Source organism: Modicisalibacter luteus DSM 23508, assembly GCF_000378505.1.
Taxonomy (GTDB): Bacteria; Pseudomonadota; Gammaproteobacteria; order Pseudomonadales; family Halomonadaceae; genus Modicisalibacter; species Modicisalibacter luteus.
Genome location: NZ_KB899999.1, coordinates 81,099 through 105,798 on the forward strand (window position 1 = coordinate 81,099; position 24,700 = coordinate 105,798).

Genomic DNA, 24,700 nt, shown 5'->3' on the forward strand with positions numbered 1-24,700 from the left:
GCTGCGTCTTATAGCGTAGAGCATGAAACAGCGTTGGCACCGACGGGCGGGCAGCTACCGGACGACACGGAATCCTCTACACTTGTCTGCGACCCTTCTGCCTATCCGCTTGAAGCTCAGGAGCTGCCCATGCCCACCTTGCGTCCTTCGCTGGCCGTAGTACTTCTTACCCTGTTCACCACAGTCGCGCAGGGCCAGTCCGGTAATACGATGAAAGAAGAATGGCAGGCCTACAGCGAGTCCCTGAACCGCGGCGCGACTCAAGGCGAGATCTGGCGTTATGGGTGGAGCGGCGTATATGCCGTCAGTCTGGGCATCAATGCCTACGAGGCCAGCGAAGCGGAGGACAACGACGATCGCTTCGATGCCCGGGTGGGCACGGTGAAATCGGCGCTAGCATTGGGTGGCACCCTTCTCGACGTTCAGCCGCACGTACCGGCACGCCGTGAGCTGGCCGAGTTCCGCGAGACCGGCGATCTCACCGAGGCTCGACAGCTCATGCAGCGGGTGGCCGCCGAAGAGCGAGAGCGCCGTGCATGGCAGGCCAGGTTGGACTCATTGATCGTCAATACTCTGGGAGGATTGGCGATCGGTCTGGGTGATGATCGTCCTGGCGATGGCGCGCTCAGTTTCGCCACCGGCATGCTGGTCAGCGAATTGCAAATTCGCACCCAGCCGACCCAGGCGGGCAGCGCACTCAACCGTTTCCAGCCGGCGCGCCTGACATTGGGCGGTGTAAGTCTCGATTACCACTATGCCTGGACCATGACCCCTAACCGGGTGGGTATCGATATCCGTTACTGAACGTTGCTAAAAAGCCAGGATTGGATGATTGGTGTCTCTAGGCGAGGCTTTTTTGTTATGTTATAACCTCCGCCTCATTACCGAAGAGTTCCGTTCATGGCGCATCGTCACCATCACCGGCCCGATGGGCCCTGTCACTTCTCGTTGATGTCGCTGTCGGCACGCCGCCGCTTGATGATGGCCGCGGCACCGTTGGCCCTGCTGTGGATGGCCGTGGCTTGGGCCATGGGAGTCTGGGGATAATGTCACACCTGCGTCTCGACAACTTGTCCCTGGCCCAGGGGGCACGTACGGTCCTCGAAGGGCTGTCGGGCAGCTTTCCCGATGGCGCGATCACTGCACTGATCGGTGCCAATGGCGCCGGCAAGAGCACTCTGATTCAAGGCATCATGGATATTCTGCCCCCACTGGCTGGGCGTATCGATTGTGACGTACCCAAGGAGCGCCGAGCCTGGCTGCCCCAGCAACTGGCCCTCGACTTGAGCTTTCCGATGAGCGTCGAAGAGCTGGTAATGACCGGTAGCTGGCCGACCCGGGGGGCACTCAAGGGCTATCGCCCCTCACAGTACCGTCAGGCACGCGACGTGATGCAGCGCTTGGGAATCACCCAGCTGTCCCACCGGCCTCTCGGCGAGCTGTCCGGTGGCCAGCGTCAGCGCGCCCTGCTCGGCCGCACGTTGATGCAGGAAGCCGAGTTGCTGCTGCTCGACGAACCCTTCGCCAATGTTGATAGCGATACCGTCAACATACTCATCCAGGTATTGCGCGACATGGCCGACCAAGGCTCCACCATTGTCGTGGTGCTGCACGACCTGGAGCATCTGGCGCGCTTGGCCGATTGCGTACTGCTGCTCGCTGGTGGCCATGGCCAGTGGACCACCCCCCAAGAGGTGCTCGAGCGCCATGGCGTCACGGGCCTGACAAGCCAGGCTCCCTTCGTCCCCCTGAACCTTTCGGATTCCTCGCCATGCTCGACCTGATCGCTCCCCTGGCCGATTACGGCTTCATGCGCCGGGCTCTGATCGCCGGGTTGGCCCTGTCGCTTGCCGCCCCTCCGCTGGGTGTGTTCCTGATGCTGCGCGGCATGAGCCTGATCGGCGATGCCATGGCACATGCCATCCTGCCCGGCGTAGCGCTGGGCTTCCTGATGGCGGGCTTCTCGCTGCCGGCAATGAGCTTGGGCGGCATACTCTCGGGGCTGGTGGTCGCCGGTCTGGCCGGCGGGGTCTCGCAGATGACCGGTCATCGCGAGGACTCGGCTATGGCTAGCTTCTATCTGATCTCGCTGGCCGCCGGGGTCATGCTCGTCTCGCTGGGCGGCAGCAGCGTGGATCTGACCCATGTGCTGTTCGGCTCGATCCTTGCCGTGGATACCACCGCCCTGCTGCTGATCGCGGCAGTGAGCACAGCGACCTTACTGCTGCTTGCAGTGATGTTCCGCGCCCTGGTCATGGAGTGTCTGGACCCGCTGTTCCTGCGCGGACAAGGCGTGCGCCCCGGCCTGATCCAGGGGGTGTTCCTGGGCTTGGTGGTAATCAACCTGACGGCCGGCTTCCAGACACTGGGCACGCTGATGGCCGTAGGCCTGATGATGCTGCCGGCCACCGCTGCACGCTTCTGGTCCAAGCGTCTGGAAGGCCTGATGGGCCTGGCCATCGTTATTGCCATGCTCTCCAGTACCGGCGGGCTGCTGCTGTCGTATCACCTCGACCTGCCGTCAGGGCCGAGCATCATCCTGCTGGCCGGCATCGCCTACCTGCTGTCGGCGCTGTTTGGCCGTTACAACAGCCTTCTCGTCCGCCTGCGTCGGCGCGCTGCCCCGCTGGACACGTCACGCAACGGCGCAGCTTCGGCATAACCTGTCACTCCCTCACGAAAGGAAACGTTCCATGCGTAGACTGCTTGCCCTCGGCCTGATCGCTGGCACCACCGGCCTCGCCCTGCCCGCCTGGGCGGATCCGCTGCGCGTCGTCACCAGCTTCAGCGTGCTCGCCGATATGGTCGAGCAGGTGGGTGGCGAGCAGGTCAACGTTACGCCACTGGTCGGGCGCGACAGCGACACCCACGCCTTCACACCCAGCCCCGGCGATGCCCGTCGCATTGCCGAAGCCGATCTGGTGGTCTTCAATGGCCTGCAACTGGAAGGTTGGATGGAGCGGTTGATCGAGGCAAGTAGCTACCAGGGCCCTCTGGTCATTGCCAGCGAGGGGATCGAGCCCTTGAATGGCGAAGCCCATGAACACAGCGATCACAAAGGCCATGCTCATGATCATGAGCACGAAGAACATGCGCATGAAGATCATGACCATGCGGACCGTGCTCACGACGCCCATGAAGGGCACGATCATGGTGACACGGACCCGCATGCCTGGCTTGACGTGTCACGTGCCCAGCAATACGTGACCAATATCCGCGATGGCCTGATCGAGGCCGACCCGGACCACGCCGAGGCGTATCGCCAGAATGCCAGGGCCTATCACGACGAACTCGGCGCGCTGGATGAAGAGATACGTCGCCTGATTGCGGATATTCCTTCGGAAAATCGCCTGGTCGTCACCGGGCATGATGCATTCAACTACTTTGCCGATGCCTACGACGTGCGCTTCCTCTCCCCGGTAGGCCTGAGCACGGCCAGCGAACCTTCCGCGGCGCTGATGGGCCGCCTCATCGACACGCTCTCAGCGAACCAGGTCAAAGCGCTGTTCCATGAGAACATCACCAACCCGGCGCTGATCGAGCAACTCGCCGAAGAGGCCGATCTGCCGATTGCCGGCACGCTCTACTCCGGTGCCCTGGCCGCTAGCGGCGAGGCCAGCACATACGCCGGCATGATGCGCCACAACGCCACGCTGATTCACGACGCGCTGGCCGGAAACACCGAATAATCAAGCAATCGAGCACCACCGGACGATCGCTGCAGGAACAGGCCAGTGCCCTGTTGAAGGAAGTGTCGTTCTTCCGTGGCGCTGCAATGAAGTTTCAGAACCGCCCACCCGGGCGGTTCTTTCGTTTTGTCCCGCTCCTTTCGTTTCGTCTCCGACCGCGGAACCCTGCCCAGGTTTGCTACTATGCGCAGGGACACGCTCGCGTTCAGGCCGCCTTATGCTGCAATTGACCAACCTCACCAAGACCTACCCCACCCCACAGGGGCCGTTGCACGTACTGGACGGTGTCGACCTTCAACTGGCGCCCGGCGAAAGCCTGGCACTGATGGGGGAGTCGGGAAGCGGCAAATCGACCCTGCTGCATCTGGCCGCCGGTCTGGATACGCCGGATCGCGGCGACGTGATCTTCGAGGGGCAGTCGATCGCCAGCTTGAGTGAGCCGCGCCGTGCCGAGCTGCGCCGCCAGCGCCTGGGCCTGGTCTTTCAGCAGTTCCATCTGGTACCCAGCCTGTCGGTAGCCGACAACCTGACCCTGCAGGCCCGTCTGGCCGGGCGCGAGGATACGGACTGGGCACAATATTTACTGGCCCGGCTGGGTCTGGCCGGGCTCAACGATCGCTACCCGGAACAATTATCCGGCGGCCAGCAGCAGCGCCTGGCGATCGGCCGGGCATTGGCCGCCAAGCCTCGCCTGCTGCTCGCCGACGAGCCCACCGGCAACCTCGATGAGGCCGCCGCCGATCAGGTACTCGACCTGCTGCGGGAGCTGATCGAGGAAAGTCGCTGTGCCCTGCTGATGGTCACCCATAGTGCGCGTGTCGCCACCCCACTCGACCGCTGCCTGCACCTGCAACGTGGACGCCTGGCCGAGGCCGATCCATGAGGCCCGGAACGGCTAGCCCCGGAGTACTACGCACGACCTGGCTGACCCTTTTTAGCCATTACCGGCGTCACCCCGGCCAGCTTGCCATGCTGCTGCTCGGGCTGTGGGTCGCCAGTGCACTGTGGAGCGGGGTGCAGGCGATCAACGCCTCGGCTCGCGACAGCTATGCGCGTGCCGAGACCCTGTTCAGTGCCAGCCTCGACAGCGTCACTCGCCGCGACAACCAGCCTCTGTCCCTCGTTACCTACCTGTCCTTGCGGCGTGCCGGCGAACCGGTGTCGCCACTGGTCGAGGGCGACCTGACCCTGAGCGACGGTACGTCCCTGCGCGTGATCGGTATCGATCCGCTGACCTTGCCCGGCGAGTCGGGCCTGGCGCGGCAACAAAGCGATGCGGCATCGCTACGCGACTGGATCCTTCCCCCACATCGCGCCCGCATCGCTCCGGAGAACGCCGACGCTGCCCGCGCCGATTCGCGCCTGCCGCCGCTGGAAGCCGACCCCAGCCTGCCGCCGGGTACGCTGGTCACCGATATCGGCGTGGCCCAGCGCTTGCTGGGCGTGGAGACGCTGAGCCGGCTGGTCGTCGCACCCGAGCAGTCCCTTGCCCTGCCGCCGACCCTGGTTCGCCAATCCGCCGCTGCACTGGCCTCGCCCGGACAGCTCACGGATAGTTTCCACCTCAATCTGACCGCCATGGGATTGCTGGCGCTGATCGTCGGGCTGTTCATCGTGCATGCCGCCCTCGGCCTGGCCCTGGAGCAGCGCCTGGGCATGCTGCGCACGCTACGCGCCCTGGGTGTGCCGGGCCACACACTGATCATCGCGATGGCCCTGGAGCTGTTGCTGATCGGCCTGCTCGGCGCCGTACTGGGTATCGTGAGCGGAGTCGTGCTGGCGCGTTTACTGCTGCCCGACGTGGCCGCCAGCCTGGATGCACTCTACGATACCGACGTCGCCAGCCACTTGTCCCTGCCTTGGTATTATTGGCTGGGCGGCCTGGCGGTGACGCTTGGCGGGCTGTTCTCGGCCGGTTTCGGCATGTTGTGGCGAGCTGCACGTCTCGACATCCTCGCCCTCGGCAAGGCCCAGGCCTGGCGCGCCCGACTGCATCGCCAACTGCGTCTGCAGGCCGGGGCCGGTACCGTCCTGCTGGGCGTGGCCCTGTGGCTCGGCTGGCGACTGGACCACCAACCCAACCCTCAGGAGCTGGCGCTGGGCTTCGCCATGGTCGCCGCACTGCTGCTGGGCGCATCGCTATGGCTGCCGCCACTGCTGGCCGGTAGCCTGGGGCTGCTCTCCCGACGCCTGCGCTCGCATCCGCGTCTGCAATGGGCTTTGGCCGACTTGCAGCTGCAGCTTCCCCGCCTGCAGTTGCCGATGATGGCCCTGTTGCTGGCGCTTTCCGCCAACCTCGGCGTGGGCAGCATGGTCGGCGGTTTCCGTCTGACCTTCCTCGACTGGCTCGATCAGCGCCTGCTGGCGGACATGTATGTGCGCCCCCCGGAAGCCCAGTACACCGATGTGGCCGCGTGGCTCGAAGGCCAGGACGAGGTCCAGGCATTGCTGGAGGCACGCCATGCCGAGGCGCCGAGACTTGATGCCGAGGGACAGACTACCGGGCGCACACTGGCGTTGTTCGGCATCACGCCGGCCCCGATAATGCGCCAGTCCTGGCCGCTGCTGGACACCGCCACGGGCCATGAAGCAGCGTGGCAGGCACTGGACGCAGGCGATGGCGCATTCATCAACGAGCAGCTTGCCCACCGTGACGGCTTGGCGCCCGGCGACCCGCTACACTTGCGCAGCCCGCAGGGCCCCGTGATGCTGACGGTCGCCGCGATCTATCCCGATTACGGTAACCCGCGTGGCGAGGCCGTACTGTCGGCCTCCCATCTGACCGAGAAGTTCGCCGCAACTCCGGGCTCGCTGGGCGTCGTACTACGTCCAGGGTCACGCGACGTTGCCGGACTACAGGCAGCGTTACGCGAACGTTTTGGCCTGGGCGGCGACGCCGTGGTCGACCAGGGCGCCGTGAAACGTACCGCTACCGAGATCTTCGAGCGGACCTTCGCCATTACTCAAGCGCTCAATGCGCTGACCCTGGCCGTGGCCGGACTGGCATTGCTGACTACCCTGTTGGCCCAAGCCGGGGCGCGGCGTGCCCAGTTGGCGCCGCTATGGGCGCTGGGGGTCTCTCGCCGGCAACTGATCGGGCTGCAACTCGGTCAGCTGGTGTCAGCCGCGACGGGCACCGCCGTGCTGGCCATCCCGTTGGGCATAGGTCTGGCCTGGGCGCTGGTGGCGGTCATCAACGTTGCCGCTTTTGGCTGGCGGCTGCCGCTGCATATCTTCCCGAGCCAGATCGCCATGACGATTGTGCTGGCCATATTCGTTGCCGCCCTGGCCACGCTGCTCCCCGCCTGGCGGCTATGGCGCGTGCCGCCACGCCAGTTGCTACAGGAGTTTGCCGCTATATGAAACGTTCCACCCTGCTGCTGTTGCTGGCAACGGTGATCCTTGCCGGCCTGGGCAAGGCATTCTGGCCGCAAGACACGTCCCCGCAGGCCGGCTATGCCGGCCTGGGCGAGCAGGCGAGCGGCTTCGCCCAAGCCGGGCCGGGGCACGCGCTGGCCTTTCCCGAGGATCATGGCCCGCATCCCGGCTTTCGCATCGAATGGTGGTATCTGACGGCCAATCTGGAAAGTGCCGATGGCCGTCCATTCGGTGTGCAGTGGACCCTGTTCCGCCAGGCACTGGCGCCCGAGACCGGCAACAACGACGAGGCAAGCGATTCCCCGTGGCAGGACAGGCAGTTGTGGATGGCCCACGCCGCCCTCTCGACGCCGCAGGGGCACCGTTTCGCCGAAAAGTTCGCGCGCGGCATGGCCCTGCCCGCCGGCCAGGGCCAGGCAGGCGTGATGGCAGCCCCGTTTTCCGCCTGGATCGATGACTGGTCGCTGGCTGCCGTTTCGGCCGACGCCGGGCTCGATCAACTAACGGTACGCGCCGAGGCCGACGACTTCGCCTATCGTCTCGCCCTGACTGCACAGGGCCCCCTGGTCCGCCATGGTGAGGACGGTTTCAGTCAAAAGTCTGCCGATGGCCAGGGCTCGATGTACTACAGCCAGCCGTTCTACCAGGTCGAAGGCACGCTGCGCCTCGGCGACGAGCCGATCGTCGTGTCCGGACGGGCCTGGCTGGACCGGGAATGGAGCAGCCAGTTGCTGGGCGCGACTCAGCGCGGTTGGGACTGGTTCTCGCTGCACCTCGCTGGCGGTGCCAAGCTGATGGCCTTTCGTCTGCGCGGCGGCGGCAGTGAAGAGGGGGACTACCTTTCCGGTAGCTGGATCACGCCTCAGGGCCAGGTGACTGCTCTGGGCGAGGGCTCCCTGCGCCTGACACCGGTTAAAACAGATGACGTGGCCAGTAGGGAATTGCCCACGACCTGGCGAGTCGAGGCACCCGACCACGGGCTCGATGTTACCGTAAGCGCGGTCCACCCCGAGCAATGGATGGGCACGTCATTTCCCTACTGGGAGGGCATGGTCACCTTGCAAGGCAGTCATGTCGGCGAGGGCTACCTGGAAATGACCGGCTATTGAACAGGCAGTGAAAAGAATTTCACAAAACTTTAACCAAGTTAATTAATGTGGCCCACAGGCCTGAGACCATATGCGCCATCGGGCAGGGAGAGGCTCGAACAGGGAAGACCGAGCACAGGGAAGGCTCACGTACCAAGGAAGCACGGGCAGGACGCCTGTGATGATGCAAGGAAAGCAGCGCTAGAACGCCCGGCCTATTGGCCGGGCTTTTTATTGCTTATTGCTTCAAGGCTTCTTCGGTGAGGTGCATATAGCCCGGATCGAAGTCCCCGAATGCCTTCAACGCTTCCCAGTCATGGATGGTCAGTTGTTTATTGTCGTAGGCGATTAGCCCGTCGCCACGCAGCTTCTGCATCACTCGATTGGTATGCACCACGGTGATCCCCATGGCATCGGCCAGGTCTTGCTGGGTCAAAGGAAAGTCGATGCAGTTTTCTTGGGTCAGGCCGGCGGCTCGATGACGCAGTTGCATTTCGCAAAGCAGATGCGCCAGGCGTTTGTCGGCTGGCCGGCCGGTATTGTTGACGAACCATTCCCGCTGTACGGACTCCTCGACCAACGAAGCCCAGAAGAAGGCATAAGCCAGCGAGGTGTAGTTCTCGAAGATATGGTTGACCGTCTCGCGGGGTATCAGGGCGAACGTGACCGATGTCAGGGTGCTGACTGAATGATCCATGTGGTCGAGTAACGCGATATGCACATCGCACACATCGCCGGGAATCAGGTAGGCCAGGATGGCCCGCCGGCCATCGGCCAGATGCTTGTAACGACAGGCCCAGCCATCGACGACGATATGCACATGGTCGGGACGTTCGTTCTCGCTAATGAGGTTCTTGCCCTTCTCCACGGTGATCGAGCGGACGATTGATTCACGAAGTCGTTGCTTGTCCGGTTCGGACAGCTCCATGAAGTTGCCCAACCGATAGATCAGTGCGTCGATCGAAGCCGAGCTCTCCCTGTCGGTATTTCCACTACGCCCCGCCCCCGACCCGGACGACATGAGCCTGTGTCGCCTATGCATGCGACGCGTCATCGATATCCTCCACTCCCGGTACCGGTTGGGTATGGCTGAACGCACCGGCCAGGGCATTCACCCCGCGCTGTGGATGAGCCAGTTCCAGGTAAGTCTGGCGGTCGCGGGCCTTGCTGTCGACGTCGACCTGCATGGCCTGATCGCGATTGCGCTTGAGCGTCTCGTCGCACTCCCCCAGGCGGTTGAAAGACCACATCAATTTCGCCTCGCCCATGGGCAGGGCGTCACCCGGGTCGCCATCGTGATGGCCGGTATGCCACGTATGCCACGTCTTGCCGTAGCTGTTCACCAGACGCTTCATGAACGCCGTTTCGGCGGCTTCGGGAATCCCGGGAGCGATCAGTTCGCCGGAGAACACTTCATAATTATGGGGATGCCAATAGCTCTGCTCATTGGCCGGCAAGCTCTCGAACAGCGCCTCCGAAACGATGTACTCAATACCGATCAGATTGGCATTCGACGTATTTCCGTCGAAAATCAGACACTGCAGAAAGTCGTCGTTAACCACCTTGCAGTAATGGTGGGCTTCCATCTGCATGTGCGGATCGCACTTGGCGCAATGAAAGCCGACGACATAGACATCGAAGCCCTTCATTGGCGACTTGTCCTGCAGCAGGTTGGCTCCCTGCTCGAGCACGGCCAGCCACGCCCCCTTGTCTGCCCCTGGAGGCTGGACCGGGCTGTGGCGTCGATTGACGGTTGGTCTGCGTTTCATGGTGCCTCCCTGGCATTCAGGCTCCGTGTCTGTCTAACACTAGCCAAGAGCCCGTATCGAGCCAAGCCAGCGAAGGGGATGAGATGCTGCCCCGGGGTGCGCTAAGCTTTCGCATCACACTGCAGATGGAGAGGCGACCATGACACTATTCACCGAAAAGCACCCGGGCGTCGAGGCGCACGTTCCCCAGGAAACGTCCGGTTTCACGCTCAATCACACCATGTTGCGCATCAAGGATCCGCAGCGCTCGTTAGCCTTCTACAGTCACGTGTTCGGAATGCGCCTGCTGCGCAAGCTGGATTTTCCCGAGATGCAGTTCACCCTTTATTTCCTGGCACGGCTCGAGGAAGAGGACCAGGTGCCTGAGGATCCCGGCGAGCGCACCATGTGGACCTTCAGTCAGCGCAGCATACTTGAGCTGACCCACAACTGGGGTAGCGAGGACAAGGCCGACTTCGCCTACCACGACGGCAATGCCGAGCCGCAGGGCTTCGGCCATATCTGTTTCTCGGTCCCTGACCTGACCACGGCAGTGCACTGGCTGGATCGCAACGAGGTGGAATTCGTCAAGCGTCCCGATCAGGGCAAGATGCAGGGTGTGGCTTTTGTGAAAGACCCTGACGGCTACTGGATCGAGATCATCGAGCCGGCCCTGATGACCCAGGCAGGTCGCTAACCTACGTACGCCCGAGCCACGGCCCGGGCGTGCTGCCCTCCTTTCAGCTAGTGCAGGGGTAGCAACCCCACCACCCTTGCAGGGCAATCAACGCCCGAGATCGGCCAGGCGTGCTGCTTCAACGATTTCCAGCCAATACCCATCCGGGTCCTTGATGAAGGCGACATCCTTCAGCTTGCCCTGTTCCGGGCGCTTCACGTAGGTCACGTCATTAGCATCGAACCAGGCAATGGCGGCATCCAGATCGGGGACCGAAAAGCAGAGGTGGCCGAAGCCCTGCGGTTCGGTATTGCCGTCGTGGTAGGAAAAGTCACTTTGTTCTTCTGTCCCCCAGTTATGAGTGAGTTCAAGCAGACCACGTTGCTGGAATGTCCAAACGGTACGCTCCCCGGCATCCTCGGGAATCCTTTCGTCATCCTCCAGGCAGCCCAGGAAGTAGAGCGAGAATCCCATTTCCTCGAAGTCCAGCTTGCGTAATACACGCATCGCGAAGACCCGGGTATAGAACGCCAGCGAGCGCTGCGGATCCTTGATGCGCAGCATGGTGTGGTTGAGGCGAAAGCCGTTGGCCTCGCTGGGCGGAGACTCGACGCCGGGATGCTGTTCGCCACTGAAGCTCATGTCGTACTCCTTGATCAGGTATGAAAGGCAAGAATGGGCGGCCCGGCGCCTGCCGGCGCCGCCCAGATGGAAATCAGGATGAAGCGGGCAGGCTTACACCACGCGTTCCTTCATCATCCGGCCAATGTGCTCGGCCTGGCGGATCGCCAGCGAGACGATGGTCAGCGTGGGATTCTCCGCTGCCGAGGTGGTGAACTGGCTGCCATCGGAGATAAACAGGTTGGGGATGTCGTGTGTCTGGCCGTATGCGTTGCACACCCCGTCCTGCGCCTTCGCGCTCATGCGGCAGGTGCCCAGGTTATGCGTCGACGGGTATGGCGGCACGCGGTAGATGTCGCGGGCGCCCACCGCCGCATAGAGCTCACTGCCTTTCTGGTAGGCGTGCTCGCGCATCGCCTCATCGTTGGGATGGTCATCGTAATGAACGTTGGGAATCGGCAGGCCGTGTTGATCCTTGAGTTCATGGTTGAGCGTGACGCGGTTCGTCTCGCGGGGCATGTCCTCTCCGACCAGCCACATGCCGGCCATATGCGCATACTGATCCATGGCGCCGGTAAACTTCTCACCCCAGGCGCCGGGATCGAGAAACGCCGCCATGAACGGCAGGCCCAGCGATAGGGTTTCCATCTCGTAGCCGCCGGCAAAGCCACGTGAATCGTCATGCCCAGCCTCAGCAGAGATGATCCCGGCCATGGTGGTACCGCGGTACATATGCACAGGCTCGTCGAAAGTGGCATAGACCGAGCCGGTCATATGACGCATATAGTTTCGCCCTACCTGTCCCGAGCTGTTGGCCAAGCCGTCAGGGAACATGGCACTCGCCGAATTGAGCAGCAGCCGCGGCGTCTCGATGGAGTTGCCGGCCACCGCCACCAGGCGTGCCTTCTGGCGGTGCAGCTTGCCGTCCTTGTCGAAGTAGGTGACCCCGGTCGCTCGCCCCTTGGCATCGTGTTCGATCTGCGCCACATGGGCATTGGTACGCAGCTCAGCATGCCCGGTGACCAGGGCTGCGGGTAATTCGGTATATAGCGTCGACCACTTGGCACCGAAACGACAGCCCTGAAAGCAGAAGCCGCGTTGTTGGCAGCCCGGCCGACCGTCACGTGCCTGGCTATTGATCGCCATATGCCCGGTATTGCATTCGTAGCCCAGCTTCTGCGCCCCGGCATGCATCACCTTGAAGTTGTTGTTGCCCGGCAGCCCAGCAATGTCGTTGGTGCGAGTCACGCCCATCTTGTCCTCAGCACGGGCGTAGTATGGCGCCAGCTCGTCATAACCTATCGGCCAGTCGAGCAGGTTGGCGCCCTCCAGCGCGCCATAGTGGGTGCGCACCGCAAACTCATGCGGCTGGATGCGCAGGCTGGCCCCGGCCCAGTGCGTCGTGGTGCCCCCCACCGTCTTGCAGATCCAGGTCGGCAGGTTGGGAAAGTCCTTGGCGATTCGCCAACTGCCCGAGGTGGTGCGGTTGTCGAGCCAGGAGAGCTGGCTGAAGGCCGGCCACTCATCGGCAAGGAAATCCGGGCGGTCATGCAGGGCACCGGCTTCCAGTACCACTACGTCGATGCCCTGCTGGGCCAGTTCATTGGCCAGGGTACCGCCACCCGCTCCGGAGCCGATGATCACCACGACACTATCGTCGTCATGGGTGAAGGACTTGCGATTCTCGAACTGCGCCATGGCGTGTTCTCCTCAAGAAAGCATCGTCTTGTCGTTATGGTTGTATGTTTCAGACGCCGGGTATCGGCCCGCTATCCGGGACGCCCGGGTCGGGCAGCCAGGTGAGGTCATCGAAGCCCTTGAAGAGATAGCCCATGTCGCCCTCCTCGCCCTGATAGCCGAAATGGGCGAAGGCCAGCGGATTGCTGTACAACGACACCACGGCGGACGAGCGGATTTTCTCGAAGAATGCCGAGCCAGCGGCCTCGGCCACGCTGGCCTGGCGCTGCGCTGCATCGAGAGCCAGCCAGTCGCCACCAGCCTGGCGATCCAGTGCTGTCACGCCGTCGCGCAGCAACGTCAGGGTCTCGGGATCGGTGTCGGCCTGGCGGTCGAGGTCCTTGACTACCAGCGCGTAGACGGCATCTTCCAGGTCACGGTGGGGAAAGACATGGCGGGTGAACTGCAACAGCACCTCACCCTCGTGGGTCGTGAGCAGCTCCGTAGTCACTGCCCAGCTGCGGCTTGGTGCCAGCAGGGCGATGGAGCCCGTAGCAAAGGCCAGCGTCCCGACGAGCGCACCACCGCTCGACTTGAGGAACACACGGCGCGATAAGGGGCGTGAGAACATGGCGAAATCTCCCCATTCGGACTGGCCACGTTGAAACGTTGAGTCGCTGGCCGCCCGTTTGTCGTTGTAGGTTGCGATGCCGGGTGGCATCTTCTTCGAGAATAGGCGTCAATCGGGACAGGCGGGTATTAGCGGGTTACTACATAGCCTAAGGTCTAAGCAGGCCGGGGCCTTGCCAGACACAAGTCGGATGGCCCCTCTCCGCCAGGGAGGCTAGGTTGGTAATGAACAACATCATTAACGGAACCATGCCATGTGCCATGTCTATGCCTCGACCGATCCGCAGCGCTACGAGAGCACCACACGCTCGGTACGCCTGCAGGGCAGCGTGACCAGCGTCCGGCTGGAGAATGAGTTCTGGGAAATTCTCGACTGCCTGGCCGCTGAGCAGGGCATGTCCGCTGGTCGCTTCATCAGCAAGCTCTATAGCGAGGTCATTGCCGACAAGGGCGAGGTGCCCAACCTGGCATCAATGCTGCGCGTGGCATGCGCCGTACATCTACATTTGCGTGCCGCGCCGGCACCTGTACAGGATGCCTCTACGGGAGCGTCACGTCGTCGGGCCTGAGCTGCCCCGACCGCACCGTAAGGCTGTTTACCATGAGAACCGTGGCAGAATGCTGAACGTCCCCAACCGACGCTATACCCTGATCCCGCTGGTCCTGATGATGTTTCTGGCCGGTTGTGCCGGTGGCCCCCGTATGGAGCAGGCCATTTCGCCGACAATGCCCCCTGGCCAGGCACTTTCCATCGAGCGCGCCATGATTCTCGCCAATGCCCGTCAGGCCCTGGGAACGCCTTACCGTTACGGAGGCGCCGATAGCAACGGTGTGGACTGCTCGGGTCTCGTGCAGATGGCCTATGGCGCGGCCGGTATTGCTGTACCCCGAACGGCAGACCAGCAGTTCTCTCGCTTGCCGAGCCGGGAACTGGCGCGACCCGGCGATCTGCTGTTCTTTGGCTCGGGCAGCACCGCCACACATGTCGGTATCTATCTCGGCCAACAACAGATGATTCATGCTCCCGGTGAAGGGCGCGAAGTGACCATGACATCGCTGGATATCGACTACTGGCGGAATCGTTTCCTGGGGGCTGCCGGACCCGCACCATGAGTGTCGTCCACACCAATGCAACAGACATGTTCTACCCTGACATGCCATGGGCCACCCCTAGAGGGCCCTATGAGTGTCACCCTCTGAGTCTGTCGGTGAAATAGCGCGCAAGCATTTTCTTAGCCATAGGCGTTATTTCCCTTTCCCATCGTTGGGGTGCATGATCAAGAGGTTATGAAAACGCTGCTCATCAGCGTCCATACGTTATAAGGAGTGAACCATGTCTCTGCGACTCGGCGATATCGCCCCGGACTTCACCCAGGAAAGCACCGAAGGCCCGATCAACTTTCATGAATGGGCCGGGGATAGCTGGGTGATCCTGTTCTCGCATCCCAAGGACTTTACCCCCGTTTGCACCACCGAACTGGGCGAGGTCTCACGCCTCAAGCCGGAATTCGACAAGCGCAACGTCAAGGCGATTGGCCTGTCGGTCGATCCAGTCGATGAGCATGTCGCCTGGGCCGGTGATATTCAGGAGACCCAGGGACACGGACTCAATTTTCCATTGCTGGCGGATTCCGATCGCAAGGTCAGCGATCTTTACGACATGATCCATCCCAATGCCAGCGACTCGCTGACAGTGCGTTCGGTATTCATTATCGATCCCAACAAGAAAATTCGCCTGACCATCACCTACCCGGCCAGCACCGGGCGCAACTTCCCCGAGATTTTGCGTGTCATCGACAGCCTGCAACTGACCGATGACTACAAGGTAGCCACACCGGTCAACTGGACGGATGGTGGGGATTGCATCATCGTCCCGTCCGTCAGCAACGAGCAGGCCGCCGAAATGTTCCCGCAGGGATGGGAAGAGAAGAAGCCTTATCTGCGCATGGTCAAGCAGCCGAACAAGACCTGACCCTCGGTACATCGTCTCGGCCAGGCCGGCCAAGACAATGATCACCAAGTATCGCCTCGCCTTTGTGCGAGGCGATTTATTGATCATTAGTAACCACGCTGACCTTATCTGGCCCTTTTATAGTGCGTCCTGTTTACCCTGCACGCCCCTTCTTGCGCTTATCGAGCATCCCCATAACCGATAAGCAGCGCGACCACGAACATGCTTCGTCGATGGTGCAATAAAGTTACTTAAATTAACTCTTCAAAACCTAACAAAACATCCAGAAATAAACCCGCCGCCAAATAGTACTTACGTGCAGAAAATAAAAATTGAAAAAGTTAATCCTGTGCTGTTTGGAAACTTTCTCAAATAGCTTCTATTGTGAATCCCATAATAATGACTCGCAGACTTCCGTGTTGGCGAGGTAGGAGTGGATATCCTTACTGAAAACATACTGTTATCAGTAAAATTCAACCGTAAAGGATTACGTTATGTTCCACCATTCCGCAAAACTGCAATATCGCGTCAAAGTCGACAAGCCGGATCCCCAGTTCGCCATGCTGCTGCAGCAAGCTATCGGCGGTGTTGAAGGTGAGATTCGTGTCGCCATGCAGTACTTCTTCCAGGCCATGGGGGCACGCGGAGATGATCGCATCCGCGACATGCTGCTCTCGACCGCAACCGAGGAGTTGTCGCACATCGAGATCTTGGCGCATGCCGTTGCGCTTAACCTGGAAGGTGCGCCTCTGTCAGTGCAGGAAGAGTCGGCCAAGGATCCGATCGTTAACGCCATCCTGGGCGGCGCCAACCCCCGCCACCTGCTGTCTTCTGGCCTGTCAGCCATGCCGGTCAACGCCAATGGTGTCCCGTTCGACATGAGCCATATCTATGCCACAGGCAACGTCGGTGCGGATATGCTCGCCAACGTGACGGCTGAAGCCAGCGGCCGTACCTTGGCGTCACGTCTCTACAACTGGACGGATGACAAGGGCATGAAGGATATGCTGTCCTTCCTCATCGCTCGCGATACCTATCACCAGGAGCAGTGGCTGGCCGTGATCGAGGAGATGGGTGGCATGAAGGCGGCACTGCCGGTCCCCAACTCCACACCGGAGGACCACGAGGCCATGGAACACTCCTACTATTACCTCAACACGCTGATGGACAAGGAAGCTCCCGAAGGCCGTTGGTCCAGCGGACCGTCGCTGGATGGCCGTGGCGAGTATTCGGTCAAGCAGCAGCCCGAGCCGCTCGGCGAAGAGCCCAAGCTGGGCCGGGCGCGCAAGAAGTCCGGTGCTCAGAAGGAGCAGATGTAAGTCTGCCGCGAGTCGCACTAACGATAAGCCCCGGTTTCAAACCGGGGCTTTTTCGTGTCGTCACCGTGCTTCGGTTTATCATGCTGAGGTAGTCGGTCGCGCCTTGATCGCCACCTGACGCTCATGGATGGCGATGGCCACCCCGCTGGCGATAATCACGCCGCTACCGACATAGACCCACAGGTCGGGCATTTCGCCCCAGAACCACCAGCCCAGAATGACGGCCCAGATCATGGCCGTATAATCGAAAGGTGCCGCCAGCGAGGCTGGTGCATGGCGAAAGGCCAAGGTAATACAGGTCATCGCCCCTACCCCCAGAATGCCTGCTCCCACAAAGCCAAACCAGTGCACCGGTTGCGGAGACAGCCAGAAGAACGGCAGCAGGGCGGTACTGACCAACCACGGTACCAGCGTGACATAGAAGACCATTGCCCAGAGATTTTCACGAGCCCCGTAACGCCGCGCCGTAATCATCAGCAACGCGTAGCACACGGCAGCGCCCACCACTATCAGCCCGCCGAGTTGAAAGCCCTCTGCCCCAGGCCTTACCACAACCAGCACCCCGGCGAAGCCGATCAGCGAGGCTATGAAAGGCAGACGTTCAACGCGCTCGTTGAGCATCGGCGCCGACAGCAGCGTCACGAACAACGGCGCGGCGAAAGCGATCGCCGTTGCCGTCGCCAGAGGCAACAGCGTCAACCCAATCACGAAACAGTACATGGTGCCGGTCGCGATCAAACCGCGCAGCAGGTGCACCTTGGGCCGGTGTGTCGCCAAGGTGCGCAGGCCGCCATTGAGGCTCGCGATCAACGCGATCAGCGGCAGTGAGACCAACGTACGAAAGAAGATGATCTGTACCGGCGCAAAGCTCTGCCCCAGCCATTTGGCCACGGCATCGCCCAGTGCCAGGCACAGGACACCGAGACACATGTAGGCAATGCCGACCAATGACGATGACATGGACTCCTCCGTGAGCGGGTGTGGCAGTGGCTAGGTTTCATAACAAAGCTGCCTGCGCCAGCATAACCGATTTGCACCGCTCTGGTGCGTAAGTCGCCGTGCTCGGATCAGTTCTCGACCTGTGCCTTTACCTGCTCGACGATATGCGCACCGATGGGAATCGCCGAGGTCGCCGCCGGTGACGGCGCATTGCACACGTTGACCGTGCGCCGGGTATTCACGAACAGGAAGTCGTCGACCAGTTTGCCGTCGTTGGACACCGCCTGGGCGCGTACCCCGGCCGGGTAGGGCTCGAGATCGTCCAGCGTCAGGCTCGGGCAGTACTTGCGCACCTCCTCCAGATAACCCTTCTTGTACAGCGAGTTCTTCAGCTCGATCAGCCCGGGGCGCAAGTTGGCCTTGAGCACCTTGCGAATGCCCGAGTGACGGAGCATAGCCAGACTGTCAGAGAAGGAAATGTCGGTCTTCTGGTAACCCTCGCGCTTCCAGGCCAGCACCGCGTTGGGGCCGACCGTGACGCTGCCATCGATCATGCGTGTCAGGTGCACGCCGAGAAACGGCATCGACGGGTCGGGAATCGGATAGATCAGGTGGTTGACGATGCGGTTATGCTCGGGTGGTAGCCGGTAGTACTCGCCACGGAACGGGCAGATGGTAAAGTCGGGCTCGATACCCAGCATGCGCACCACGCGATCGGCCATCAGCCCCGAACAGGACACCAGATGACGGGTAGTGAACTCGCCCCGGCCGGTCGATACCACGACTTCGCCGCTGCGTTCCTCCAGCCCGGTTACCGAGGTGGCATAGCGGATCTCGCCGCCGGCGGCCTCGAACTCGCGGCCCATGGCGGCAGCGACCTCAGCGTAGCTGACGATGCCGCTGGATGGCACGAAGATACCGCCCACGCCGACGATATTGGGCTCGCGCTCGTGCAATTCGTTGCGGCTAAGCCAGAAGCGCTCCAGGCCGTTGGCCTCAGTGCGCTCCCATAACGCCTGCATGCGCTGCAGTTCGAGATCGTTGGTGGCTACCAGCAGTTTTCCACATTCATCGTAGGCAATGCCGTGCTCGTCGCAGAACGCCTTGGTGGCGCGATTGCCTTCCAGGCAGAAGCGCGCCTTGAGGCTGCCCGGCGTATAGTAGACCCCGGCGTGTATTACACCGCTGTTGTGGCCAGTCTGGTGACGGGCCGGGCCGTCTTCCTTCTCGACCAGCAGCATCTTTTTGTCTGGATAGGCCCGGATGAGCTGCATGGCGGTAGACATGCCGAGGATGCCGCCACCGATAATGATGAAGTCGTACACGTGCGCGCCTCGATGGATTATTGTGTCAAAATTGCGCCGGCCATACCTGGGCGCGACGCCTCTCGGTCCCCCAGCTTACCCTAATGCAAGACATTCGGCTTTTTGGCCATTTGTCGATAATGGGTATTGTGGCGCCTCAATCGTTTTTCACCGTCCTGGAGTTCGCCATGTCTTTGCGGGATTCCGCTGCCAATGCGACCGATGCTTCTGGCGTCGATGTGCCTATCGCCGATCCCGATCGTACCCGTGCTCCAAGCGTGGCCTCCTATCCCGGCCCGGCCGGAGGCTGGGGGGCGCTGAATAGCGTCAGACGGCACGTCGCGCACAACCGCGCACCGCTCAAGGGCATGCGCTCGCTGCTCGCCACTAACCAGCCGCACGGTTTCGACTGCCCGGGCTGCGCGTGGGGCGACGCCAATGCCGAGTCATCATTCGCGTTCTGCGAGAACGGCGCCAAGGCGGTAGCCTGGGAGACCACCGCCAAGCGGGTGACACGCGATTTCTTCGCCCGTCACACCGTCAGCGAGCTACTTGCCTGGGATGATTACCGCCTTGAAGATCAGGGCCGGCTCACTGAACCGATGCGCTACGATGCCGCTCAGGACCGCTATGTGCCGATCGGCTGGGACGAAGCATACACGATGATCGGCGAACGTCTGGCGGCGCTGGATGATCCCAACCGCGCCCTGTTCTACACCTCCGGGCGGGCCAGCAACGAGGCGGCATACCTCTACCAGCTGTTTGTACGCCTCTACGGCACCAACAATTTCCCGGACTGTTCGAACATGTGCCATGAGGCCAGCGGCGTAGGCATGCAGGCCAGCCTGGGGGTCGGCAAGGGCACGGTGCGCCTGGAGGACTTCGAGCAGGCCGATGCGATCTTCGTGTTCGGCCAGAATCCCGGCACCAATCACCCACGCATGCTTGGCGACCTGGCCCGGGCCGCCAAGCGTGGCGCAGCGATCGTCACCTTCAATCCGCTGAAGGAGCGTGGCCTGGAGCGCTTCGCCGATCCTCAGGACAAGCGCGAGATGCTCACCGGCGGAAGCCAGACGATCTCCTCGCGTTACTTCCAGCCCAAGATGGGCGGCGACATGGCGGCGGTACGCGGCATCGCCAAGGCGCTGTTTGCCATGGAAGCCTCGGGCCGCTTCACTCCAGACCGGGAGTTCATCGAGTCCTATACCCAAGGCCTCGATGCCTGGCGTGCCAACGTCGAAGCCACATCCTGGGCGGCCCTAGAGGCTCAGTCGGGCCTGTCACGCGTCGAGATGGAAGCCGCCGCTGAGATATACGCCGGCGCCGAGCGCATCATCGCTACCTGGGCGATGGGCATCACCCAGCATCTGCACGCCGTGGACAGTGTGCGCGAGATCGTCAACCTGCTGCTGCTCGGCGGCCACATGGGCCGGCCCGGCGCCGGAGCCTGTCCGGTGCGAGGCCACTCCAACGTGCAGGGCGATCGCACCATGGGCATCGACGAAAAGGCCCCGGCCTGGTTGATCGACGCGCTGGAAGCGCGCTACGGCGTGCCCATGCCGCGCCGGCCCGGCCATAACACGGTGAATGCCCTGCATGCCCTGGAGGCCGACCAGGCCGAAGTATTCATCGCCCTGGGCGGCAACTTCACCCGCGCCACGCCGGACAGCATGCGCACCGAGTCGGCCATGCGCCGTGCCCGTCTCAACGTGCAGATCAGCACCAAGCTCAACCGCAGTCACCTGGTGGTCGGCGAAGAAGCGTTGATCCTGCCCTGCCTGGGCCGAAGCGAGATCGACCGACAGGGGCCGCAGAAGCTACCTCAAGTGATCAGCGTCGAGGATTCGATGTCGATGGTGCATGGCAGTGCGGGTCGCGTGGAGCCGGCCTCCAAGCACCTGCGCTCCGAACCGGCAATCGTCGCGGAGATCGCCGAGGCTACCCTGGCCCGGGTGCTGCCCAATCGTGGTATCGACCCCAAGGTGGTCGACTGGCAGGCATTAGTCGCCGACTACGATCGCATCCGCGACGAGATCGAGGCGGTGATTCCCGGCTTCGCCAACTTCAATGCGCGCCTGCATCGCCCACGCGGCTTCTGGTTGACCAATGCCGCCAGCGAGCGGCGCTTCGTCACGCCGACCGGCAAGGCCGAGTTCTCCGCCGCGCCGCTACCCGAGGCGGTACTCCACCAGCAACTGGACGTGCGTCGCAACGATGGCTGGCTGACCCTGCAAAGCCTGCGCAGCCACGACCAGTACAACACGACCATCTATGGTTACAACGACCGTTACCGCGGCGTGAAGGGCCAGCGTCGGGTGCTGTTCGTCAACCCACTGGACCTCGCACGCCTGGGCTTCGCCGACGGCGACTGGGTCGATCTTGTCGGTCTGGATTACCAGGGTGAGCCGCGACGCGCCCCGGCCTTTCGCCTGGTCGCCTACGACACTCCGCAGGGCTGCTGTGCCGCCTACTATCCGGAGACCAACGCCCTGGTACCGCTGGAAAGCGCCGGAGCCAACACCGGCACCCCGGCAAGCAAGGCCGTCGCCGTGCGCCTTCAGCGATCCGCTCGAATCGTCTAGCCCCAAGTCGCGCGCCTGCAGGGCGCGCCTTGATCGCTTACGCGGGCTTGGCCACCATCAGGTAGAAGATCACGATAAACGCTGCAAACGCCGGCCAGCCCAGCACGAACCAGATACGCATGTAGCGCTCCACCAGCGGCGGTATCGGCTTGCCTTCACGCAGCGCCTCGGCGCACAGATCACGCACCTGGATCTGCAGCCAGACGACCGGTAGCCAACAGGCCCCCGCAAGGACATACAACCCCAGGCTCCACATCAGCCACGTCTGAGTCAGCGGCCAGCCAACCATGTGTGCCATGGCCAGACCGCTGAGAGGCTGAATGACGGCCGTGGTGGCAATGAACAGCCAGTCGGCAGTCACCAGATAGCGAAAGGTCGCAGCCATTACTTCGAGGTTGCCCCCTCGCCACGCGCGCAGGGAATAGTAGGCCGAGCCCAGTCCGGTCCCGAACAGCAAGGTCGAGGAAAGAATGTGCAGGGTCTTCAGCAGGACATAGATACTCATTTGGGCGGCGCCTCCTTGCGCCCAGGTTCGGTCCACAGCAACCACAAGGTGGCGACGATCAAAACGGCGTTCTTGCCCACGGCGGCAAACGGATCGGACCAGTACAGCGGCACCAGCATGGTAATGATGACCATGTAGGCGAGCATCAGCCCGATCTGCGCTCGCAGTGCAAGGCGACGCCAGCGTCGCCACAACAGGCCGAGCCCCAGAACGGCATCAAGGATCGCCCCGCCCACCACTGCGGCGGCTGCCAACCAGCCCTCGGCACCCGCTTGCGCCATGATACGCAGCCCCCAGTCATAACCGGGCCCGAGACACACCAGCGCAGTCCCCAGCCAGATAGCGACGAGCACGGCCAGCATCACGGGGCGCAACGTCGCCGTGACGCTCTCGCCCCGTGTCGGCCAGTCATGCAAGCGCGCCTGCAAGGGGGCCGCGCGAAAACCGCTGGCTTCGGCCAAGGGCTCCGGCGAGGCGAGGTTGTCATGCCCCGCCAGACGTAAGGTTTGGGTGTTCAGAGCGCGCCAGTCCAGGCGATCGCCCAGCCTCGCCCCGGTGGCGGCCAGGCGTCGAGGTACCTGTACGTAACGCGCCGGTGTCCAGCCCTGTACCGCGCGCAACGTATCGATGATCTGCGGGAGTGTCATTGGCTGGGGGCCAACCAGCGGAAGCACAGTCGGGCGAGACGGCCATTGGCGCAGCAGGGCCAGCACGGCGGCCACCAGATCGTCGATATGCAGTGGCTGCACCCGAGCCCGGGTATCGAGCAGCGGAATCAAGGGCAAGGGGGAAAGCTGGGTCAGCCAGCCGCTACTGCCCCCGCCACGGCCAATCACCATCGACGGACGAAGCACTACACAGGACGCGTTCAGACCGAGCAGATAATCATCGGCCGCCGCCTTGCTGGCCAGGAACGGCACCTCAGAATGCTCACCCGCTCCCAGCGCCGAGAACTGCAGTATCTGTGCGTCATGGCTGGCGGCCAGATCGAACAGAGCCCTACTACCGCGGTCCTGTACCGCCCCGAGTTCCCCCGCATCGCTGGTCAGCAGACCGGCGGCATTGATGACCAATGCGGTGCCTGCCGGCCAGTCGAAGGCGTGTCCATCGCGCCCCAGCCGCCCCAGATCCAGTGACTGCCAAGTCACGCCGGGCAGCTCGGGGCCTTGCCCTCTGCGCGAGGTAGCCACGATCCGGTGTCCCTCGGCCAGCAGCGCCGTCATCAGATGCCGGCCGATGAAGCCGTTGCCGCCGACAAGCAGGATACGCATTAACGAAATGTGCCGTCAGCGACTGACGCGAACCACGATCTTGCCGCGCACGTGGCCGCTCTGGTTCCGCTGGAAAGCATCGGCTGCCCGCTCCAGCGGGAAGGATTCGGCCACATTGACAGTCACCCGCCCCTGGTCGACTGCATCAGCGAGCGCCTGCAAGTCAGCAGCATCGGGATACACCCAGGCCCACAGACCACCTGCGTCGGTCACGGCCGGGTCGACGATGGAGCCATGACGCCCGCCCTCTCGCAGCACGGCCCGGGTCACATCGAGTACGCCACCGACGAAATCCACCACCAGATCGACTCCGTCGGGAGCCAGTTCGCGGACACGCTCGGTCAGGCCATCACCGTAGGTCACCGGCTCGGCGCCCAGGCTGCGCAGGTAGTCGTGGTTGCTCTCTGAGGCCGTACCAATGACCCGTGCCCCCTGGCTGCGGGCGATCTGCACCGCAAAGCTACCCACACCGCCCGCGGCGGCATGTACCAGCACGGTGTCGTCCGGCGACGCCTCAAGGCGTGTCAGCAGCTGGTAGGCAGTGAGTCCGGCTAACGGCAGCCCCGCGGCCTGGTCCCAATCGAGCGTGGTCGGCTTGCGCGCCACGGCGCGGGCCGGTACGGACGTGAACTCGGCGAACGTGCCGCCTTGCACGAAATCCTTGCGTGCATAGGCGATGACTTCGTCACCTGGCTGAAACTGTGGCGTATCAAAGCCCACCGACTCGACGACACCAGCCACGTCCCAGCCGGGAATCACGGGAAAGAAGGTCGGCATGACCCCGTCGAGGTGCCCGCCCATAATCTTCCAGTCGACCGGATTGACCGCCACGCTGCGCACGCGAATGCACACTTCGCCCGGCGGTACCTTGGGCATGGGCTGCTCGGTCAGCTCGAGAATGTCACCGGGCTCACCGTAGCGGTTATAGGTGATTGCCTTCATGACGTCTCCTTCATGGACACGGCGCTACCGGGCGGAATGCCCGGTGCGTGACACCAGTGTAGTTGGCTAACGAGACATGGCCCGGCGCTTCCCATGCCGAAGCCTTGGGTAGGCCGAGGCCCCGTATCAGGGAGGCTTAGGCGAGAGCCGTTGTCTGGGACGGCCGGCGTTGAAGGCGATTGCGCAGCAGGACTTCATCGCTGGCTTCAAGAAAGGAGGCATACGCACCCGCCGCTTTACCGGTGCGCTGATTGTAGACTTCGTAATACTGGCCTTCAGGTGCCCCCGGATGGCGAACCGCCCGGACGCGATAGATAGACTTGGGCATACATGAACTCCCGTGGCGTCTTGACTCAAGTATCGGCGCCGTGCCGCGATCC

25 protein-coding genes are annotated in these 24,700 nt (G+C 62.6%); 14 read left to right on the forward strand and 11 right to left on the reverse strand.

Going from position 1 to position 24,700, the window contains the following annotated elements:
• Positions 1-129 precede the first annotated feature (129 nt).
• The 8 genes from F568_RS0116115 to F568_RS0116150 all read left to right on the forward strand — a co-directional run bounded on the left by F568_RS0116115 (position 130) and on the right by F568_RS0116150 (position 8,176).
• Positions 130-804: a hypothetical protein gene (locus F568_RS0116115; RefSeq protein ID WP_019019789.1), complete on the forward strand. Its 675-nt coding sequence runs from the start codon at positions 130-132 to the stop codon at positions 802-804.
• Between the two features lie 96 nt (positions 805-900).
• Entirely contained in the window at positions 901-1,047 is a 147-nt protein-coding gene (locus F568_RS25290) for a hypothetical protein (protein ID WP_169338679.1), read from the forward strand.
• Positions 1,047-1,784, forward strand: a complete 738-nt coding sequence (locus tag F568_RS0116125; protein ID WP_019019791.1) for a metal ABC transporter ATP-binding protein — start codon at positions 1,047-1,049, stop codon at positions 1,782-1,784. The genes F568_RS25290 and F568_RS0116125 overlap by 1 nt, the downstream gene beginning before the upstream one ends.
• Entirely contained in the window at positions 1,772-2,662 is an 891-nt protein-coding gene (locus F568_RS0116130) for a metal ABC transporter permease (RefSeq protein WP_019019792.1), read from the forward strand. Before F568_RS0116125 ends, F568_RS0116130 begins: the two co-directional genes overlap by 13 nt.
• A 31-nt stretch (positions 2,663-2,693) precedes the next feature.
• Positions 2,694-3,689 (forward strand): metal ABC transporter solute-binding protein, Zn/Mn family, encoded by a 996-nt coding sequence (locus tag F568_RS0116135; protein WP_019019793.1) that lies wholly within the window; start codon positions 2,694-2,696, stop codon positions 3,687-3,689.
• A gap of 217 nt (positions 3,690-3,906) precedes the next feature.
• Complete coding sequence (locus F568_RS0116140) at positions 3,907-4,572, forward strand: ABC transporter ATP-binding protein (protein ID WP_019019794.1); 666 nt, start codon at positions 3,907-3,909, stop codon at positions 4,570-4,572.
• On the forward strand, positions 4,569-7,052 hold the full coding sequence (locus tag F568_RS0116145) for an ABC transporter permease (RefSeq protein WP_019019795.1): 2,484 nt from the start codon (positions 4,569-4,571) through the stop codon (positions 7,050-7,052). The genes F568_RS0116140 and F568_RS0116145 overlap by 4 nt, the downstream gene beginning before the upstream one ends.
• Positions 7,049-8,176 carry a lipocalin-like domain-containing protein gene (locus tag F568_RS0116150; protein ID WP_019019796.1) on the forward strand — a complete coding sequence of 376 codons (1,128 nt, stop codon included), beginning with the start codon at positions 7,049-7,051 and terminating at the stop codon, positions 8,174-8,176. Before F568_RS0116145 ends, F568_RS0116150 begins: the two co-directional genes overlap by 4 nt.
• 217 nt (positions 8,177-8,393) lie before the next feature.
• Here F568_RS0116150 and F568_RS0116155 read toward each other — a convergent pair whose 3' ends face one another.
• On the reverse strand, positions 8,394-9,176 hold the full coding sequence (locus tag F568_RS0116155; protein ID WP_019019797.1) for a Crp/Fnr family transcriptional regulator: 783 nt from the start codon (positions 9,174-9,176) through the stop codon (positions 8,394-8,396).
• 13 nt (positions 9,177-9,189) lie between these two features.
• Complete coding sequence (locus tag F568_RS0116160; RefSeq protein ID WP_019019798.1) at positions 9,190-9,924, reverse strand: OBAP family protein; 735 nt, start codon at positions 9,922-9,924, stop codon at positions 9,190-9,192.
• Positions 9,925-10,063: 139 nt separating this feature from the next.
• Between F568_RS0116160 and gloA (F568_RS0116165) the strand changes: the two genes are divergently transcribed.
• On the forward strand, positions 10,064-10,600 hold the full coding sequence (gene gloA / locus F568_RS0116165; RefSeq protein ID WP_019019799.1) for a lactoylglutathione lyase: 537 nt from the start codon (positions 10,064-10,066) through the stop codon (positions 10,598-10,600).
• An 87-nt stretch (positions 10,601-10,687) separates the two neighbouring features.
• On the opposite strand, the gene gloA (F568_RS0116170) is transcribed toward gloA (F568_RS0116165), so the two are convergent.
• The 3 genes from gloA (F568_RS0116170) to F568_RS0116180 form a co-directional block, all read right to left on the reverse strand.
• A complete protein-coding gene (gene gloA / locus F568_RS0116170; protein WP_019019800.1) occupies positions 10,688-11,221 on the reverse strand; it encodes a lactoylglutathione lyase in 534 nt (177 codons plus the stop codon).
• Between the two features lie 93 nt (positions 11,222-11,314).
• Entirely contained in the window at positions 11,315-12,898 is a 1,584-nt protein-coding gene (locus F568_RS0116175; RefSeq protein WP_019019801.1) for a GMC family oxidoreductase, read from the reverse strand.
• A 49-nt stretch (positions 12,899-12,947) separates the two neighbouring features.
• Complete coding sequence (locus F568_RS0116180; RefSeq protein ID WP_156817469.1) at positions 12,948-13,508, reverse strand: gluconate 2-dehydrogenase subunit 3 family protein; 561 nt, start codon at positions 13,506-13,508, stop codon at positions 12,948-12,950.
• Between the two features lie 253 nt (positions 13,509-13,761).
• Here F568_RS0116180 and F568_RS0116185 point away from each other — a divergent pair, with 253 nt between their 5' ends.
• From F568_RS0116185 to F568_RS0116200, 4 genes are all read left to right on the forward strand, one after another.
• Positions 13,762-14,076, forward strand: a complete 315-nt coding sequence (locus tag F568_RS0116185) for a ribbon-helix-helix domain-containing protein (RefSeq protein WP_019019803.1) — start codon at positions 13,762-13,764, stop codon at positions 14,074-14,076.
• Between the two features lie 49 nt (positions 14,077-14,125).
• Entirely contained in the window at positions 14,126-14,620 is a 495-nt protein-coding gene (locus tag F568_RS0116190) for a C40 family peptidase (protein ID WP_019019804.1), read from the forward strand.
• 220 nt (positions 14,621-14,840) lie between these two features.
• Positions 14,841-15,479, forward strand: a complete 639-nt coding sequence (locus F568_RS0116195; protein ID WP_019019805.1) for a peroxiredoxin — start codon at positions 14,841-14,843, stop codon at positions 15,477-15,479.
• Positions 15,480-15,952: 473 nt separating this feature from the next.
• Positions 15,953-16,777, forward strand: a complete 825-nt coding sequence (locus tag F568_RS0116200) for a manganese catalase family protein (protein ID WP_019019806.1) — start codon at positions 15,953-15,955, stop codon at positions 16,775-16,777.
• A gap of 78 nt (positions 16,778-16,855) precedes the next feature.
• Here the strand turns inward: F568_RS0116200 and F568_RS0116205 are convergent, their stop codons facing one another.
• Together F568_RS0116205 and lhgD are read right to left on the reverse strand one after the other, a co-directional pair.
• Positions 16,856-17,737, reverse strand: coding sequence for a DMT family transporter (locus tag F568_RS0116205; protein ID WP_019019807.1), 882 nt, complete (start codon positions 17,735-17,737; stop codon positions 16,856-16,858).
• 107 nt (positions 17,738-17,844) lie between these two features.
• On the reverse strand, positions 17,845-19,041 hold the full coding sequence (gene lhgD, locus F568_RS0116210; protein WP_019019808.1) for an L-2-hydroxyglutarate dehydrogenase: 1,197 nt from the start codon (positions 19,039-19,041) through the stop codon (positions 17,845-17,847).
• Positions 19,042-19,208: 167 nt separating this feature from the next.
• Here lhgD and F568_RS0116215 point away from each other — a divergent pair, with 167 nt between their 5' ends.
• Positions 19,209-21,602 carry an FdhF/YdeP family oxidoreductase gene (locus tag F568_RS0116215; protein WP_019019809.1) on the forward strand — a complete coding sequence of 798 codons (2,394 nt, stop codon included), beginning with the start codon at positions 19,209-19,211 and terminating at the stop codon, positions 21,600-21,602.
• Positions 21,603-21,639: 37 nt separating this feature from the next.
• Here F568_RS0116215 and F568_RS0116220 read toward each other — a convergent pair whose 3' ends face one another.
• The 4 genes from F568_RS0116220 to F568_RS0116235 form a co-directional block, all read right to left on the reverse strand.
• Positions 21,640-22,107 (reverse strand): DUF2269 family protein, encoded by a 468-nt coding sequence (locus F568_RS0116220; RefSeq protein ID WP_019019810.1) that lies wholly within the window; start codon positions 22,105-22,107, stop codon positions 21,640-21,642.
• Positions 22,104-23,378, reverse strand: coding sequence for an SDR family oxidoreductase (locus tag F568_RS0116225; protein ID WP_019019811.1), 1,275 nt, complete (start codon positions 23,376-23,378; stop codon positions 22,104-22,106). Before F568_RS0116225 ends, F568_RS0116220 begins: the two co-directional genes overlap by 4 nt.
• Positions 23,379-23,393: 15 nt before the next feature.
• Positions 23,394-24,320, reverse strand: coding sequence for an NADP-dependent oxidoreductase (locus tag F568_RS0116230; RefSeq protein ID WP_019019812.1), 927 nt, complete (start codon positions 24,318-24,320; stop codon positions 23,394-23,396).
• Between the two features lie 136 nt (positions 24,321-24,456).
• On the reverse strand, positions 24,457-24,648 hold the full coding sequence (locus F568_RS0116235; RefSeq protein ID WP_019019813.1) for a hypothetical protein: 192 nt from the start codon (positions 24,646-24,648) through the stop codon (positions 24,457-24,459).
• Between the last annotated feature and the right edge of the window lie 52 nt (positions 24,649-24,700).

Coding starts and splice junctions, on each gene's coding strand:
- F568_RS0116115 (WP_019019789.1), top strand. CDS start 130: ATGCCCACCTTGCGTCCTTCGCTGGCCGTAGTACTTCTTACCCTGTTC.
- F568_RS25290 (WP_169338679.1), top strand. CDS start 901: ATGGCGCATCGTCACCATCACCGGCCCGATGGGCCCTGTCACTTCTCG.
- F568_RS0116125 (WP_019019791.1), top strand. CDS start 1,047: ATGTCACACCTGCGTCTCGACAACTTGTCCCTGGCCCAGGGGGCACGT.
- F568_RS0116130 (WP_019019792.1), top strand. CDS start 1,772: ATGCTCGACCTGATCGCTCCCCTGGCCGATTACGGCTTCATGCGCCGG.
- F568_RS0116135 (WP_019019793.1), top strand. CDS start 2,694: ATGCGTAGACTGCTTGCCCTCGGCCTGATCGCTGGCACCACCGGCCTC.
- F568_RS0116140 (WP_019019794.1), top strand. CDS start 3,907: ATGCTGCAATTGACCAACCTCACCAAGACCTACCCCACCCCACAGGGG.
- F568_RS0116145 (WP_019019795.1), top strand. CDS start 4,569: ATGAGGCCCGGAACGGCTAGCCCCGGAGTACTACGCACGACCTGGCTG.
- F568_RS0116150 (WP_019019796.1), top strand. CDS start 7,049: ATGAAACGTTCCACCCTGCTGCTGTTGCTGGCAACGGTGATCCTTGCC.
- F568_RS0116155 (WP_019019797.1), bottom strand. CDS start 9,176: ATGTCGTCCGGGTCGGGGGCGGGGCGTAGTGGAAATACCGACAGGGAG.
- F568_RS0116160 (WP_019019798.1), bottom strand. CDS start 9,924: ATGAAACGCAGACCAACCGTCAATCGACGCCACAGCCCGGTCCAGCCT.
- gloA (WP_019019799.1), top strand. CDS start 10,064: ATGACACTATTCACCGAAAAGCACCCGGGCGTCGAGGCGCACGTTCCC.
- gloA (WP_019019800.1), bottom strand. CDS start 11,221: ATGAGCTTCAGTGGCGAACAGCATCCCGGCGTCGAGTCTCCGCCCAGC.
- F568_RS0116175 (WP_019019801.1), bottom strand. CDS start 12,898: ATGGCGCAGTTCGAGAATCGCAAGTCCTTCACCCATGACGACGATAGT.
- F568_RS0116180 (WP_156817469.1), bottom strand. CDS start 13,508: ATGTTCTCACGCCCCTTATCGCGCCGTGTGTTCCTCAAGTCGAGCGGT.
- F568_RS0116185 (WP_019019803.1), top strand. CDS start 13,762: ATGTGCCATGTCTATGCCTCGACCGATCCGCAGCGCTACGAGAGCACC.
- F568_RS0116190 (WP_019019804.1), top strand. CDS start 14,126: ATGCTGAACGTCCCCAACCGACGCTATACCCTGATCCCGCTGGTCCTG.
- F568_RS0116195 (WP_019019805.1), top strand. CDS start 14,841: ATGTCTCTGCGACTCGGCGATATCGCCCCGGACTTCACCCAGGAAAGC.
- F568_RS0116200 (WP_019019806.1), top strand. CDS start 15,953: ATGTTCCACCATTCCGCAAAACTGCAATATCGCGTCAAAGTCGACAAG.
- F568_RS0116205 (WP_019019807.1), bottom strand. CDS start 17,737: ATGTCATCGTCATTGGTCGGCATTGCCTACATGTGTCTCGGTGTCCTG.
- F568_RS0116215 (WP_019019809.1), top strand. CDS start 19,209: ATGTCTTTGCGGGATTCCGCTGCCAATGCGACCGATGCTTCTGGCGTC.
- F568_RS0116220 (WP_019019810.1), bottom strand. CDS start 22,107: ATGAGTATCTATGTCCTGCTGAAGACCCTGCACATTCTTTCCTCGACC.
- F568_RS0116225 (WP_019019811.1), bottom strand. CDS start 23,378: ATGCGTATCCTGCTTGTCGGCGGCAACGGCTTCATCGGCCGGCATCTG.
- F568_RS0116230 (WP_019019812.1), bottom strand. CDS start 24,320: ATGAAGGCAATCACCTATAACCGCTACGGTGAGCCCGGTGACATTCTC.
- F568_RS0116235 (WP_019019813.1), bottom strand. CDS start 24,648: ATGCCCAAGTCTATCTATCGCGTCCGGGCGGTTCGCCATCCGGGGGCA.